Annotated in this window: 17 protein-coding genes; 14 read left to right on the plus strand and 3 right to left on the minus strand. The window is 37.2% G+C overall.

The features are described from left to right. Positions 1 to 109 precede the first annotated feature (109 nt). The 7 genes from HU137_RS03155 (at position 110) to HU137_RS03185 (ending at position 5,749) form a co-directional block, all read left to right on the plus strand. The gene (locus HU137_RS03155) at positions 110 to 1,249 is read left to right on the plus strand and encodes a beta-ketoacyl-ACP synthase III (protein ID WP_182042353.1); all 1,140 of its coding nucleotides are present in this window, start codon (positions 110 to 112) and stop codon (positions 1,247 to 1,249) included. Next, on the plus strand, positions 1,246 to 1,686 hold the full coding sequence (locus tag HU137_RS03160; RefSeq protein ID WP_182042354.1) for a hypothetical protein: 441 nt from the start codon (positions 1,246 to 1,248) through the stop codon (positions 1,684 to 1,686). Before HU137_RS03155 ends, HU137_RS03160 begins: the two co-directional genes overlap by 4 nt. Positions 1,687 to 1,817: 131 nt before the next feature. After that, on the plus strand, positions 1,818 to 2,723 hold the full coding sequence (locus HU137_RS03165; protein ID WP_182042355.1) for a dialkylrecorsinol condensing enzyme DarA: 906 nt from the start codon (positions 1,818 to 1,820) through the stop codon (positions 2,721 to 2,723). A 20-nt stretch (positions 2,724 to 2,743) separates the two neighbouring features. Further along, positions 2,744 to 3,883, plus strand: a complete 1,140-nt coding sequence (locus tag HU137_RS03170; RefSeq protein ID WP_182043300.1) for a beta-ketoacyl-ACP synthase III — start codon at positions 2,744 to 2,746, stop codon at positions 3,881 to 3,883. 12 nt (positions 3,884 to 3,895) lie between these two features. Continuing rightward, positions 3,896 to 4,345 carry a hypothetical protein gene (locus HU137_RS03175; RefSeq protein WP_182042356.1) on the plus strand — a complete coding sequence of 150 codons (450 nt, stop codon included), beginning with the start codon at positions 3,896 to 3,898 and terminating at the stop codon, positions 4,343 to 4,345. 4 nt (positions 4,346 to 4,349) lie between these two features. Then, positions 4,350 to 4,754: a helix-turn-helix domain-containing protein gene (locus HU137_RS03180; protein ID WP_182042357.1), complete on the plus strand. Its 405-nt coding sequence runs from the start codon at positions 4,350 to 4,352 to the stop codon at positions 4,752 to 4,754. Then, on the plus strand, positions 4,754 to 5,749 hold the full coding sequence (locus HU137_RS03185; RefSeq protein ID WP_182042358.1) for a BtrH N-terminal domain-containing protein: 996 nt from the start codon (positions 4,754 to 4,756) through the stop codon (positions 5,747 to 5,749). The genes HU137_RS03180 and HU137_RS03185 overlap by 1 nt, the downstream gene beginning before the upstream one ends. An 11-nt stretch (positions 5,750 to 5,760) precedes the next feature. Here HU137_RS03185 and HU137_RS03190 read toward each other — a convergent pair whose 3' ends face one another. Next, on the minus strand, positions 5,761 to 7,107 hold the full coding sequence (locus HU137_RS03190; protein WP_182042359.1) for a serine hydrolase domain-containing protein: 1,347 nt from the start codon (positions 7,105 to 7,107) through the stop codon (positions 5,761 to 5,763). Between the two features lie 135 nt (positions 7,108 to 7,242). On the opposite strand from HU137_RS03190, the gene HU137_RS03195 reads away from it, so the two are divergent. The 4 genes from HU137_RS03195 (at position 7,243) to HU137_RS03210 (ending at position 10,977) form a co-directional block, all read left to right on the plus strand. Further along, complete coding sequence (locus HU137_RS03195) at positions 7,243 to 7,992, plus strand: ABC transporter ATP-binding protein (protein ID WP_182042360.1); 750 nt, start codon at positions 7,243 to 7,245, stop codon at positions 7,990 to 7,992. After that, positions 7,985 to 9,280 carry an ABC transporter permease gene (locus tag HU137_RS03200; RefSeq protein ID WP_182042361.1) on the plus strand — a complete coding sequence of 432 codons (1,296 nt, stop codon included), beginning with the start codon at positions 7,985 to 7,987 and terminating at the stop codon, positions 9,278 to 9,280. Before HU137_RS03195 ends, HU137_RS03200 begins: the two co-directional genes overlap by 8 nt. A 75-nt stretch (positions 9,281 to 9,355) precedes the next feature. Further along, positions 9,356 to 9,769, plus strand: a complete 414-nt coding sequence (locus HU137_RS03205; protein WP_182042362.1) for an acyl-CoA thioesterase — start codon at positions 9,356 to 9,358, stop codon at positions 9,767 to 9,769. A gap of 86 nt (positions 9,770 to 9,855) precedes the next feature. After that, positions 9,856 to 10,977 carry a beta-ketoacyl synthase N-terminal-like domain-containing protein gene (locus HU137_RS03210; protein WP_182042363.1) on the plus strand — a complete coding sequence of 374 codons (1,122 nt, stop codon included), beginning with the start codon at positions 9,856 to 9,858 and terminating at the stop codon, positions 10,975 to 10,977. Here HU137_RS03210 and HU137_RS03215 read toward each other — a convergent pair whose 3' ends face one another. Both HU137_RS03215 and HU137_RS03220 read right to left on the minus strand, forming a co-directional pair. Then, entirely contained in the window at positions 10,978 to 11,292 is a 315-nt protein-coding gene (locus HU137_RS03215) for a hypothetical protein (RefSeq protein WP_182042364.1), read from the minus strand. 2 nt (positions 11,293 to 11,294) lie between these two features. After that, positions 11,295 to 11,795: a hypothetical protein gene (locus HU137_RS03220; protein WP_182042365.1), complete on the minus strand. Its 501-nt coding sequence runs from the start codon at positions 11,793 to 11,795 to the stop codon at positions 11,295 to 11,297. A gap of 115 nt (positions 11,796 to 11,910) precedes the next feature. Here HU137_RS03220 and HU137_RS03225 point away from each other — a divergent pair, with 115 nt between their 5' ends. Genes HU137_RS03225 through HU137_RS03235 form a run of 3 tightly spaced genes read left to right on the plus strand, consistent with a single transcriptional unit; the run spans position 11,911 to position 13,957 of the window. Next, on the plus strand, positions 11,911 to 12,513 hold the full coding sequence (locus HU137_RS03225; RefSeq protein ID WP_182042366.1) for a 3-oxoacyl-ACP synthase: 603 nt from the start codon (positions 11,911 to 11,913) through the stop codon (positions 12,511 to 12,513). Beyond that, entirely contained in the window at positions 12,510 to 12,767 is a 258-nt protein-coding gene (locus HU137_RS03230) for a phosphopantetheine-binding protein (protein WP_182042367.1), read from the plus strand. Before HU137_RS03225 ends, HU137_RS03230 begins: the two co-directional genes overlap by 4 nt. Then, on the plus strand, positions 12,767 to 13,957 hold the full coding sequence (locus HU137_RS03235; protein WP_182042368.1) for a beta-ketoacyl-[acyl-carrier-protein] synthase family protein: 1,191 nt from the start codon (positions 12,767 to 12,769) through the stop codon (positions 13,955 to 13,957). Before HU137_RS03230 ends, HU137_RS03235 begins: the two co-directional genes overlap by 1 nt. Position 13,958 lies beyond the last annotated feature (1 nt).

The following is a 13,958-nucleotide window of genomic DNA, read 5'->3' on the forward strand; positions in this document are numbered from 1 at the left end:
ATAAAGCAAAACAAGAATCAACAGAAACAAATTCTTGCTGATTAATTTTATCTTATCTTTGCCCCTCCTTTTTAATAGGAAACCACCTATCAACTCGAAAAAACTAAAGATGCAAAATGTTTACATCAAAGCGGTATCCAAATTCTTGCCCAACGAAGCGGTAACTAATGACCGTATGGAAAGTATTTTGGGAATGGTAAATGGAAAACCTTCCAGAGCCCGATCGATCGTTTTAAGAAACAACCGCATTATCCAGCGTTACTATGCCTTGGACGAAATGGGAAATGTCACGCATAACAATGCTCAGCTGACCCACCAAGCAATTAAAAATTTACTTGAAATTGCCCAAGTTCCGGAGGGAGAAATTGACATCCTCTCCTGTGGAACTTCTACACCAGATCAAATGCTGCCATCTCATGCTAGTATGGTACATGGCGTTTGGGGAAAAAAATCTTTGGAAATCAATTCTGCTACCGGAATTTGTACTTCCGGAATCAATGCTTTGAAATATGGATTCATGGCGATTTCATCCGGATCAGCCCAAACAGCAGTTTGTACAGGGTCAGAGCGTGTTTCTTCCTGGTTAAGAGCCGATAAGTTCAATAAAGAAGCTGAAAAATTGATCGAATTGGAACAAAATCCGGTCATCGCTTTTGATAAGGATTTTCTACGTTGGATGCTTTCTGATGGAGCAGGTGCGATGCTTCTGAGCGACCAACCCAATGAAGAGGGAATTTCACTTAAAATCAATTGGATCAAAGGAATCTCATACGCCAATGAACTGGAAACCTGCATGTACGCGGGTGCGACAAAGGACAAAGATGGAAATTTAATTTCTTGGAGTGATACAGATCCCGAAAATTGGCTGAGTGAATCCGTTTTTGCCATCAAACAAGATATCAAATTACTCGACGAACACATCATCCAAAAAGGAACGGAAAGCACCCGAGAAATTCTCAATGAAAATCGGGTTTCACCGGAAGAAATTGATCATTTTTTGCCTCATATTTCATCTTATTATTTCCATGACCGTTTAAATGAGGCTTTTATAAAAGCCGGAATAAACATTCCATTGGAAAAATGGTTCGTCAATTTAGAAACATTTGGAAACATCGGATCAGCCTCCATATACCTTCAATTGGAAGCACTTTTATATTCCGGAAAATTAATAAAAGGAGAAAAAATCTTAATTTCCGTACCTGAAAGCGGCAGATTTTCTTATGTTTACGGCTTATTAGAAGTCGTATGATCAAAGCCATTTTATCTTCTGCAGAAAAAATCCTAAAACTCATTCCGCAACGACCACCATTTGTATTGGTCGACAAAATTTATTTGCATTCGGAAAAAGAAATTTTGTCCGGATTTACCGTTCCGGAAAAACATGTTTTGGTAAATGAAAATGGTGAACTTTCCGAATCAGGAATCATTGAGCATTTCGCGCAGACCATAGCCCTACATCAAGGCTATAATTTCTTTAAAAAAAACGAAGCAGCTCCTGTTGGATATATAGGTTCCATCAGAAACATCGACATTTTTGCGTTGCCAAAAATAGGTCAGGAAATCCGAACCAAAATCACCATTTTAAATCAAATCCTAGGTGTAACCATGGTTTCGGGTGAAGTTTTATTAAATGATAAGACCATTGCTACTGGTGAAATGCGAACGATCGTTGCCAAAGAAAACTAATCCCTCAACTTTCCTAAATCTCTACATTCTAAATCATTAAACTAGGCATCAACATTCAAATTCATCCTATTTTTAATGAAGAATGATTCTTGAAAATTATTTGATTATTTTTGTGAAAAACAGGTCTACAAATGGCTAAAAACATTCTGATCACCTATTATTCCCAAACTGGACAGTTAGAAGAAATTCTAAAAAATTTGACAAAACCTTTCCAAAATCTGGAGGAAGAATTCAAAATTACTTATTACGAAATCAAGCCCAAAAAGGCATTTCCATTTCCATGGCCAAAAGATGTTTTTTTTGATACTTTTCCCGAATCCTATTTACAAATTCCGGTAGAGATTGAAAAACCTTCAGACGAAATTTTAAATACAGATTTTGATTTGGTGATTTTTGGGTATCAGGTTTGGTTTTTGACACCTTCGATTCCCATTATTTCATTTTTAAAAAGTGAATTTGCTCCGAAATTATTGGCTGATAAACCGATCATCACGGTTTCTGGAACGCGAAATATGTGGATGCTTTCACAAGAAAAGTTGAAAGTTCATTTTAAAAATTTACAGGCAAAATTGGTTGGAAATATTGCATTGGTCGACCGCCATGACAATTATACCAGTGTGATCACCATTTTAAATTGGTTGCAAACGGGCAATAAAACCTCGCCCAAACCTTGGCCAAAAGCCGGCGTTTCTGATGAAGAAATACAAGGCGCCGGAAAATTTGGAGAAATCATCCTACCCTATTTAAAAAGTGGAAATTTCGAAGGAATGCAAGAAAAATTGGTAGAAAATGGCGCAGTTGAAATTCGGCCATTTTTAGTCAAAGTAGAAAAAGTCGGGAATCGATTGTTTACCATTTTTTCAGGCATTATTCAGAGAAATCCGCATAAAAGAAAGTTTTGGCTTAAAGTTTACAAATTTTATTTGATGGCGGCAATTTGGGTAATTTCTCCAATTGTTTTATTATTGTTCAATCTAACTACACCCATTTTTTGGTGGAAAAGAAAAAAACAAATCAAATATTATCAAGGAGTATAGAAATTAATAGAAAATAAATGATGAAGGAAGTATATATCACCAAATCATCCACTTACCTACCAAACAACCCTATTCCAAATGAAGAAATGGAAGAATATTTGGGTTTGGTAAATGGAAAACCATCCAAAGCAAAGGCCTTAATCCTTCGCAACAACGGCATCAAAACCCGCTATTATGCTTTGGACAAAAATGGAAAACCCACCCATACCAACGCTGAAATTTCAGCCAAAGCTGTTGAAGGTCTTTTTGATGAAAACTTCACCAAAGACGATGTCCAATTGCTTTCCTGTGGAACGACTTCAGCAGATCAAATCCAACCTTCTCATGCTTCCATGGTGCATGGCGAATTGAAAACCAAATCCTCCATCGGACTCAATACGTCGATGGGCTTATGCAATGCCGGAATGAATGCGTTTAACTACGCCTATTTATCAGTAAAAGCAGGAGCTACAGAAAATGCGGTTGCGGTGGGATCTGAAAGATTTTCCATCTGGATGACCGCAGATAAGTTTAATCATGAAGTCGAAAATCTAAAATTGCTGGAAGAAAAACCCATAGTAGCTTTTAAAAGAGAATTTTTACGCTGGATGCTTTCAGATGGTGCCGGAGCTTTTTTATTGGAAAACAAACCGAGAGAAAATCAATTGAATTTGAGAGTAGAGTTCATCGATTTTTATAGCTATGCCCATGAAATAGAAGCTTGTATGTATTCAGGAAGTGAAAAACAAGAAGACGGAAGTTTAAAATCCTGGGCGGAATATCCATCGGACGAATGGTTGAATCAATCCATTTTTGCGCTTAAACAAGACACGCGACTTTTGGACGAATTCATTTTGAAAAAAGGAGCGCAGTCTTTAAGAGCGTCTTTTGATAAACATAATTTAGATCCAAACGATATGGATCATGTCCTCGCGCATATTTCCTCCAATTATTTCAAAGACGGACTCAGAGAAGAATTCGCCGCTGTTGGGCTCGATTTCCCGGTTGAAAAATGGTATTATAATTTATCTGAAGTCGGCAACATCGGCGCAGCTTCGATTTTTATCGCAACCGAAGAATTGATGAATTCAGGCAAATTGAAGAAAGGAGAAAAAGTATTGCTTTGTATTCCGGAAAGTGGAAGATTTGCGTATTCCTGTGCGGTTTTGACGGTTTGTTAGAATAAAATTTCAATGAAAAATTATCCTGAAATTGAAGAACTTATCCCGCATAGAAATCCTATTTTGTGTATTGATGAAGTCGTTTCAGTAGATGATTTAATAGTTAAAACCCTCTATAAAATTGAAGAAAACAGTCTGTTTTATTCAGACGGTGCTTTCTCCGAATTGGGATTGATTGAAAATGCAGCACAGAGCAGTTTTGTGTTTCTCAATTTCTTTTTTGACCAATCAAAATCTGGAAAACTGGATTTGAAACAAAACGCCGTAGGTTTCATCAGCCAAATCACCAAAATGGAAATCATTTTATTACCTAAATTGGCAGATGAATTATACACTTCTACGACAACAGAACTTGTATTTGATGCAGAAAATTTGAAAATTTGCAATGTGAAAGCAGAAACTTTTATAAAGGACCAAAGCATTTTTTCTGCAGAAATGAAACTGATTTTACAAAACCAGTAATCCAATGAAAAAAGATCAAGTACCACAAGATGATGGAAGTCTTTCTAAAAAAGACATTCACGAGCTTTGTTATGCGGTGGATGAGAATGGGAATTATACGACGGTTCAAAGTTCAGGATGGAATGTAAAATCGGCTGCGCTAGACGAATCCATGGAATTGATTCAAGAAAGAATCGATCAAACCAAAAAAGAAATTGCCGAAGGAAAAATCAGTTCACTCGCCTATTTTATGGAAGTTCACCGCATGGACATTTCCGTACTAGCAAGTTATGCGGGCATTCATCGTTGGTTTGTGAAACGACATTTTAATCCCAAACGATTCAAAAAATTGTCCAATAAAACCCTAAAAAAATACGCTGACGTATTTGAAATTTCTCTAGAAGAATTAAAAAATTATAAACCCGATTGATGCAAATTGATTTTCAACACCAACAATCTGCCCATTGTGAAAATGGCGTGATTTCAAATTTAATGAACCACAAAGGCATAAAAGTTTCTGAACCTTTGGTTTTCGGAATTGGCGCAGGCTTATTTTTTGTGTATTTGCCTTTTCTAAAGGTAAATTTCGCACCGGGATTTAGTTATCGGCCAATGCCCGGATTCATTTTCAGAAGATTTGCCAAGCAATTGGGTATCAAAGTGATCCATAAAAAATTCAATTCAGAAAAGGAAGCCCAAAAAGTACTCGATGAAAAACTCAACCAAGGCATTCCGGTCGGTTTGCAAGTTGGGGTTTACCATTTGACTTATTTCCCGGACGAATACCGTTTTCATTTTAATGCGCATAATTTGGTCGTATATGGAAAAGAAGAAAACCGTTACCTGATCAGCGATCCGGTGATGGACACTACAACTTCACTTTCTGACAAAGAATTGGGAAAAGTACGATTCGCAAAAGGTGCTTTGCCACCAAAAGGACATTTGTATTATCTGGAAAGCGTACCTACACAATACGATTGGGAAAAGGCCATCAAAAAAGGTATCAACAAAACTTGTCGTGATATGCTCGCTCCAGTACCGATTGTGGGTGTAAATGCGATGAAATGGGTAGCCAAAAACATCAAAAAATGGCCGAAGAAAATTGGTGCGAAAAAAACGAATCATTATTTGGGTCAATTGGTGAGAATGCAAGAGGAAATCGGCACAGGAGGTGGCGGATTTCGCTTTATTTATGCTGCTTTCCTTGAAGAAGCTTCGCAAATTCTCAACAACCCGAAACTCAAAGAGCTCTCCAAAGAAATGACCGAAATCGGTGACGAATGGCGAGATTTCGCACTGAATATTTCCCGTGTTTACAAAAACCGAAGCAAAGAAACCGATATTTACGATAAACTTTCTGACCAACTTTTGGGATTGGCTGAACGGGAGAGAATGTTTTTTCAGGAGTTGAGGAAGGCGGTTTAAATCTTCAAAATTTAATCAATTTTAACTCCGCTTATCTTAAATTTTCCCTGCTCCAATGTGATCTTATCTGTTTCGTTTTTCTTATCAAACGAAAATTCAAGTTTTGCATTTGCCCTTCTGGAATAGAAAGTGTTTTCGTCCATTCGTTCCAATAAAACCCATTCGCTTTCTTTTCCATCGTGTACCTCGGTCATAAAAAGGAAATTATTTTTGGCTTTTTTAATTCGCATAATACCGACTGAAATAATGCCTGCCAACTTTATTTTATAGTCTCCTTCAAATACAGAAAAATCAGGTTCGGTTATTTCCGAATGATAGAATTCCGGGTAATTGTATTTCTTTCCATAGAACTTTGATAAAACCGGTAATGCAATATCGTTAATTCCAACTCTTCCGGCATCCATCGTAATGACCAAAGTCAAATCTTCTTCAGGGAAATAAAAAGCTGCAGTTTTAAATTCGTCAATTCTTCCGGTATGTCCCCAAGCAGTTTTTTCATAGAAAGGAGCATTAAATAGCCCGTGTCCTATCGTTTTACTTTTCAAAGTTTTCATTTGATCCAAAGAAGTTTGCGAAATCAATTGTCCCTCAAACAAAGCTTTTAAAAATTGGATGAGATCTTCATTATTGGAAACAATTGATCCAGCGGCAAAGGGTAAACTCGGATCTGAACTCACATCTTTTACCCAATCCTCTCCATCAAAAATATATGAATCCAAAGTGGGTTGATTGCCTCCACTAACCGCTACATAGGTGTTTTTCAATCCAATTTGATCCGATATCTTTTCTTTTACCAACTCTGCATAGGGTTTCTCTGTAACATCTTCCAAAATAAATCCCAACAACAAATAATTGGAATTGCTGTATGAACAGTCTTTATTTGGTTTAAATTCCGGTTTGCCATTTAAAATCAACTTCAAAAGTTGTTCTTTTGAGAACGATTGGTTTCGGGTCAGATAATATTCATCCCATCCCAAAATCTCATATAGCCCACTCGTATGTGACAGTAAATTCCCAATCGTAATTTCATCCGCATTTTTGATTTCCGGATAGAAATCGCTTAAAGGAGTTTCTAATTTTAGTTTCTCTTCTTCTATCAATTGAAAGACTAAAACTGCCGTAAACATTTTGGTAACTGAACCAACTTTATAGTTTCCCTTTCCTTTCCCAAATAGATTATAATCGCCATCATACAACACTTCGTTATTCTTTTCTATGGTCACTCTTCCGGAAAATGCATGATTTTCCTGAAAATAATGTAAGACACTATCAATGGTTTCTTTGTAATGGTTTTGTTGGGCAAAAACAAGATTTGCTGCAAGAAATAAAAAAGCTGAAATAGAAGATTTTAAGTTCATAATCCTAATTGTACATTATTATTTGGTTCAAAATAATAAAAAATTGTGTTAAATAATTATTTTCTGAAAATATTCAAATTTTTACCTCTTACTATTTCATTGTACTTTCTCCAAACTTTTTTACTTTCGCAACAGATGGAAGCATTAAAATGTCAAAACCTGAACAAATCCTATGACGGCAAGAAAACCTACGTCATAAAAGATTTAAATTTGACCATAGAAAAAGGTGAAATATTTGGACTTCTCGGCCCAAATGGCGCTGGAAAAACTACTTTAATTTCTATGATGTGCGGACTGATGAAACCAACTTCCGGTAAAATATCCTTGAACAATTTGAACTTCCAATCCAATCCAACTGAAATCCAAAAAAAAATGGGTGTGGTTCCACAGGAATATGCACTGTATCCGACATTGACGGCTTTTGAGAACTTGGAATTTTTTGGAAGTTTATACAATTTGAAAGGAAAGGATTTAAAAAATAGAATCGAATCCGGATTGAAAAAAGTCAATTTGATGGACTACCGAAACCGTCCGATCAAAGATTTTTCTGGCGGAATGAAGCGCAGGATTAACCTTTTGACCGGAATCCTCCACAACCCGGAAATTTTATTTCTCGACGAACCAACTGTAGGTGTGGATATCCAATCCAGAGAAGTAATCCTATCGATTTTAGAAGAATTGAACACCGGAGGGACAACCATTATTTACACTTCCCATCATCTCAGCGAAGCCCAAAATTTCTGTACCCAAATTTCCATTATCGACAAAGGACGAATTTTAGCGCAAGGAACTGCTGAAGAATTGATCAACTCAGTTCAGCCTGCTACAAATCTGGAAGAAGTCTTTTTAGAATTAACCGGTAACCAAATCCGTAACGATGCATAAATTACTGGCTTCCATAAAAAAAGAAATGTTGCTGCTGATCAGAGATTGGGGTGGACTTGGTATTTTATTCATCATGCCGTCCATTTTATTGATTACCATCACTTTGATCCAACAAAGCACTTTCAAAGAAGCTGAAAATTTGGTGATGCCGATCATTTTGGTCAATCAAGACGAAGGCGAATTGGGAAAAACCATCGAAGAAAACATCCAAAACGAAGCTTCCCTAGAACTCGTTCAAAATTGGAAAAACCAGAAAATCGATGAACCAACAGCAAGACAATTGGTCAGCGACGGAAAGTACCAAATCGCACTGGTCATTCCGGAACGACTTTCTGCCAATTTAGAAGAAAAAATCAATGAAAATGTGGAGAAGATTTTGGCGGAATTTTCCATGGAAGAAACCGATTCTACCAATTCGAATTCAACTGAAAATATCGAGCCTGAAAATTTAGCCAAAATTAAACTCTATTTTGATCCGGCGGTAGGTGAAACCTTTCGGAATTCGGTTAAAAATGACATCGAAAAAATGATTTCAAAATTGGAATCCAAAAAAATCTATACCGTTTTTGAAGACCAAATGGGCATCGAAACCGAAGGAAGCATGATGAGCGAAAGTGCCATTCAATTTGACGAAATCATCGCCCAAAAAGGAAATGACGGTATCGTCCCAAACACGGTTCAGCACAACGTTCCCGCTTGGATTCTCTTTGGGATTTTCTTTATCATCGTTCCGTTGGGTATCAACATCGTCAAAGAAAAAAACCTGGGCACCATCATCCGCATCAGGACCAGTCCCGTTTCCTATGCGACCATCGTTTCAGGCAAAATCATCACTTATTTGATCATTTGTTTGATCCAATTTTTCGTAATGTTGTTGATCGCAAGATTTTTATTTCCAAAACTCGGATTATTGGCCTTTTCACCTGGAACACAATTGCTTCCGATGATTGCAATCGTTATATTTTCCTCGTTAGCAGCGATTGGATTGGGGATTTTAATCGGTACTGTGATGAAAACCCAAGAACAAAGTGCACCGTTTGGTGCGATTTTCACGATCATTTTATCGGCAATCGGCGGGATTTGGGTGCCGGTTTACCTGATGCCCGAAATCATGCAAAAAGTAGCGGTTTATTCGCCTATGAACTGGGGAATTACAGCATTTTATGACATCATTTTACGGAATGGAAGTTTGGTTGACATTGCAAAAGAATTGGGCTTATTGTTTTTGTTTTTTGTAGGAACTTTTGCAGTTTCAGTTTGGATCAACAAACGAAACAATGTGATTTGACGTTCGAAGTATGATTTACGAAATTCTCAAAATTGAAACAATCAAGATATACTAATTTTACGAATCAATTAAAAAATGCTCACACACACTTCAAAATTCAGAGTCCGATTTAACGAAACCGACCCGCTTGGCATCGTATGGCACGGGCATTATGTAACCTATCTGGAAGATGGTCGGGAAGCATTTGGGGAGGAATTTGGGATTTCTTACAAAGACATTCAAAACGCCGGACTTTTTGCGCCGATTGTAAAATGCACGGTCGATTATAAATTGCCGTTGCGGCATGGAGATTGGGCGAGCATTGAAACCACTCATCACAACCAACTCGCTGCAAAACTTCATTTCACCTACAAAATCTTCAATGAAAAAGAAGAATTGGTCGCTACCGGCGAAACAATTCAGGTGTTTACCGATCAAGAAAAAAGCGAATTGTTTTTATCCAATCCTCCGTTTTTTGAGGACTGGAAACGGAAAAATAATTTAATTTAATTCTGCTTTTTCTACAATTGTTTTTGTAAACTTCGTGAAAAAACTTCGTGATCCTTGTGGTAAAACAATTAGTTTTGTAATCCTATATGAAAGACATTTTCATCTCAGCAAATTCATTGATTACACCTTTCGGGATCGGAAGCAAATTAGCCTTTGAAAAAATCAAATCAGGCGAAACCGCCGTCAAAAACCATAAAAATTCGGAATTATCGGACATCGAATTTTTTGCTTCGCTAATTGAGGAGCAAGACGAATGGTTTTCTAATCTAAATTTGGATGAATCCTATACCCGACTGGAAAAACTGATTGTTCTCTGTCTGCAAAATCTGATGGAACAGAATTCGGTTCGGGTTTCAGATAAAACGCTTTTTGTCCTTTCTTCGACCAAAGGAAATATTTCGGTTTTGGAAAATCCGAATTCCAATTTCTCAAAGGATCGCGCATTATTAACTTCATTGACCCAAAAAATTGAATCCTATTTCGGATTAAAAAACAAGATTCAAATCGTTTCCAATGCTTGTATTTCAGGCTCATTGGCAATAGAATTCGCCAGAAGAAATTTACAAAATGATCAATTTGAAAACGCAGTTGTCATCGGTGCCGATGAAGTTTCGAAATTCATTTTGTCAGGATTTGAGTCTTTTCAAGCTGTAAGTAACGCCATTTGCAGACCATTTGACCGCGACCGTGTTGGCATCAATTTGGGAGAAGCCATCGCCGCGGTTTATTTGACAAAAAAAACAACCGAAAATTCGATTCAAATTTTGGGTTGCGGTACTTTTAACGATGCCAATCATATTTCGGGCCCGTCAAGAACGGGCGAAGGATTATTTCGAAGCATACAAAAAGCAATGGAATATGCAAACATCGAAATCAACTATATTTCTGCGCATGGAACCGCCACACCTTACAACGACGAAATGGAATCCATCGCCTTTCACAGAGCCGGTTTACTGAATATTCCAACGAATAGTTTAAAAGGTTATTTCGGACATACATTGGGAGCAAGCGGACTTCTCGAAACGATTATTGGCATCCAATCCTTGAAAAACAACAGATTGATTAAATCCCATGGATTTGAAAATCAAGGAACGACCTATCCCGTCAACATCATTCAAAAAACGGAAGAAAAAGAATTGAAAGCCTTTCTGAAAACGGCTTCAGGTTTTGGCGGAAGTAATATTGCTACGGTTTTCAAAAAAGTTTAATCAAATCAGAAAACCAATCGTTTTCCATAAAATTTCTACAACCGCATTCCAAACTTTTTCGAGAATCACAGCCGTAATTCCTTTGAGTGTATTGACAAAATTGGTCACCATATTTTTCAAACTTTCCTCAAAAAATGTTTGTAATTCACCGGAAATCTCACCAGAATCCACACCTTCTTTGATCAACAAAGTTTGGACGCCGATGGCTTTCAATTGTCGCTTGCTGAATCCCCGAACTTTTGAAAGATCTTTGTCCAAAATGTCGGAAGTTGCGGTTTTAATTTCCGCCAAAAGATTACTTAATTCTAAGGTCATAATTATCGGTTCAAAAAGTTTTCATACGTCAGCGCTTGGTCCAAATAAATCAAAACTTGGTTTTTAAACACCTGAATGGTTTTGATTTTCAACCCTTCTTGCGCATCGGTTTTTTTCATCATTTTTAGGGTTTTGGCGATTTCACCCATTGCAAAAGCGCTTGGATAATCGCCGGTAATTTCGGTTCCATTTCTTAATTCCAATGAATGGTTTACCTTTTCCAACACTGATTTGGCAGGAATGGGTCTCGCTCGGGTTTTCAATTCCAAAGCTTCAAATTTCCCGATCAATTGATTGTAATTTGCTTCCCGATTTTCAAAAGAATTGACTTTTGTCCCATTTTCAATCATAGAAAAAAACGACAAAACTTCTTCTGAAGAAGTACTGAGTTCCTGAAAAATCATTTCATCAAAACGAGGCGCAAATGAAGTCGTACATTGAAAAAAACTGAATAAAACCAATGCAAAAAAAGGAAATCGAATCTTTTTGAAAAGCAGAATCATGAAACAAAATTTTCATTGAAATTTAGGACTATTTTTTAATTCATTCAAATTTTGACCCATTGAAAAATCGTCAAAATTTAGAATTCAATTATATTTGACCACGAATTATTTTCCGATGAATTATATCAAATCTTGGTGCCGCATCACTAACGAAAAACTGATTTCTGATGATCAGACCATCCTTCTTCGAAATTCCGACGAATCGGTTGGTGATTTTTTGAAACGAATGTATCGGGAATCGGAAGCCAATTATCCCAAATTTTTCAAAATGGATTTGCTTTGCAAAGCGGCTTTTCTGGCAACCGAATTTATTTCGAAAAAAGAAAAATTATCCGAATCCGATACCGCTTTGATTTTTTCCAATCAAACTTCCAGTTGGGCCTCTGACGAAAAACATGCCCAATCCATATACGATAAAGAATCAACGGCCAGTCCGGCGGTTTTCGTCTATACCTTGCCCAATATCGCTTTGGGTGAAATCAGCATCCACCATCAACTTTTTAGTGAGAATCTTTTCCTTATATTTGACAAATTTTCAGCGGAAAAATTGGCCAGTTATACCGATTCAACATTGGATGAAAAACATGCCGAAAAAGTATTGGCTGGTTGGATAGAAGCCGATGAAAATAATTTGGACATCCTTATCTATTTAATTGAAAAAGAAGGAGATACTAAACACACCATAGAAAATATTACGAATTTATACCAAACAAAATGAGTGACTTAAAACAAGAATTAAAAGAAAAAATCATAACCCAGTTGAACCTTGAAGACATCACAATCGATGATTTACAAGACGATACACCACTTTTCGGTGACGGATTGGGATTGGATTCCATCGATGCATTGGAATTGATCGTTTTATTGGACAAATCTTATGGCATCAAACTCGCTGACCCAAAAGAAGGCCGAAAAGTGTTTGAAACCGTTCAAACCATGGCCGATTACATCGAAGCAAACCGAACGAAATAATGAAACAAAAACCGATTGCCATTACCGGAATGGGTATAATTTCGGCCATCGGAAACAATGTGGCTGAGAACGAAAATTCTCTGCTACGAAATCAGCACGGAATTAAGAAATACTCGGTTCCCGATCCTTTGATTCATCAAGAAAAATTGGTTGGCGAAATCTTAAAATCCAATGAAGAATTCTATTCCGAATTGAATTTAAATTCTGATGAAGCCTTTACCAGAAGCACTTTACTCGGGTTAACTGCTGCAAAAGAAGCCATCATTTCTGCCAAATTGAATTTGAATAACGGATTAAAAACCGGTTTCATTTCTGCAACAACAGTGGGCGGAATGGACGCAACGGAAAAATTCTATTTCGATTTTCTTAAATCGGACGAAAACAAAAAATTCATCCCGGCCCAAAACTGTGGTATTCACGCCGAACAAATTGCTAAAACCCTCGGAATCAAAGATTATATCACAACGATCAGCACCGCTTGTTCGTCGGCTGCCAATGCAATTATGCTCGGCGCCCGAATGATCAAAGCCGGAATACTTGACCGCGCAGTGGTTGGAGGAACAGACTCATTATCAGCATTTACCATCAATGGATTTTCATCTTTGATGATTTATTCGGACGAACATTGCCTACCCTTTGACGACAATCGAAAAGGATTGAATCTCGGTGAGGCAGCAGCTTATATCGTGTTGGAATCAGAGGAATCTGCCAAAGGGAAAGAAATTCTAGGATTTCTTTCAGGATATGGAAATGCCAACGATGCTTTTCACCAAACTGCTTCGTCCGATGATGGTGAAGGTGCGTTTTTGGCCATGAAAACCGCATTGGAAATCGCCGGTTTGAAAGCGGAAGAAATCGATTATGTAAATGCACACGGAACCGCAACGCCCAACAATGATTTGTCAGAAGGAAAATCCTTGGAACGAATTTTTAAAAATGTTCCTGATTTCAGTTCGACCAAAGCTTTTACCGGACATACTTTAGCCGCAGCTGGAGCGGTAGAAGCCGTTTTTTCCCTTTTAGCTATAAAAAACCAATGTGTTTTTGCAAATTTGAATTGGAAAAATCCGATGAAAGAATTTGGCTTAAAACCAGAAACCGAAATCAAGAAAAAAGAAATCAAAACTGTTTTATCGAATTCTTTGGGATTTGGCGGAAATTGTAGCAGTTTAATTTTTGAAAAGAATTAAA

Origin of the sequence: Moheibacter lacus, from assembly GCF_014042165.1 — a bacterium.
GTDB classification, from domain to species: Bacteria; Bacteroidota; Bacteroidia; order Flavobacteriales; family Weeksellaceae; genus Moheibacter; species Moheibacter lacus.

Bases quoted from the DNA above. Each gene is read 5' to 3' on its own strand.
- HU137_RS03215 (WP_182042364.1), bottom strand. From the start codon at position 11,292: ATGACCTTAGAATTAAGTAATCTTTTGGCGGAAATTAAAACCGCAACT.
- HU137_RS03190 (WP_182042359.1), bottom strand. From the start codon at position 7,107: ATGAACTTAAAATCTTCTATTTCAGCTTTTTTATTTCTTGCAGCAAAT.
- HU137_RS03155 (WP_182042353.1), top strand. From the start codon at position 110: ATGCAAAATGTTTACATCAAAGCGGTATCCAAATTCTTGCCCAACGAA.
- HU137_RS03160 (WP_182042354.1), top strand. From the start codon at position 1,246: ATGATCAAAGCCATTTTATCTTCTGCAGAAAAAATCCTAAAACTCATT.
- HU137_RS03225 (WP_182042366.1), top strand. From the start codon at position 11,911: ATGAATTATATCAAATCTTGGTGCCGCATCACTAACGAAAAACTGATT.
- HU137_RS03165 (WP_182042355.1), top strand. From the start codon at position 1,818: ATGGCTAAAAACATTCTGATCACCTATTATTCCCAAACTGGACAGTTA.
- HU137_RS03185 (WP_182042358.1), top strand. From the start codon at position 4,754: ATGCAAATTGATTTTCAACACCAACAATCTGCCCATTGTGAAAATGGC.
- HU137_RS03205 (WP_182042362.1), top strand. From the start codon at position 9,356: ATGCTCACACACACTTCAAAATTCAGAGTCCGATTTAACGAAACCGAC.
- HU137_RS03195 (WP_182042360.1), top strand. From the start codon at position 7,243: ATGGAAGCATTAAAATGTCAAAACCTGAACAAATCCTATGACGGCAAG.
- HU137_RS03230 (WP_182042367.1), top strand. From the start codon at position 12,510: ATGAGTGACTTAAAACAAGAATTAAAAGAAAAAATCATAACCCAGTTG.
- HU137_RS03180 (WP_182042357.1), top strand. From the start codon at position 4,350: ATGAAAAAAGATCAAGTACCACAAGATGATGGAAGTCTTTCTAAAAAA.
- HU137_RS03210 (WP_182042363.1), top strand. From the start codon at position 9,856: ATGAAAGACATTTTCATCTCAGCAAATTCATTGATTACACCTTTCGGG.
- HU137_RS03170 (WP_182043300.1), top strand. From the start codon at position 2,744: ATGAAGGAAGTATATATCACCAAATCATCCACTTACCTACCAAACAAC.
- HU137_RS03220 (WP_182042365.1), bottom strand. From the start codon at position 11,795: ATGATTCTGCTTTTCAAAAAGATTCGATTTCCTTTTTTTGCATTGGTT.
- HU137_RS03200 (WP_182042361.1), top strand. From the start codon at position 7,985: ATGCATAAATTACTGGCTTCCATAAAAAAAGAAATGTTGCTGCTGATC.
- HU137_RS03235 (WP_182042368.1), top strand. From the start codon at position 12,767: ATGAAACAAAAACCGATTGCCATTACCGGAATGGGTATAATTTCGGCC.
- HU137_RS03175 (WP_182042356.1), top strand. From the start codon at position 3,896: ATGAAAAATTATCCTGAAATTGAAGAACTTATCCCGCATAGAAATCCT.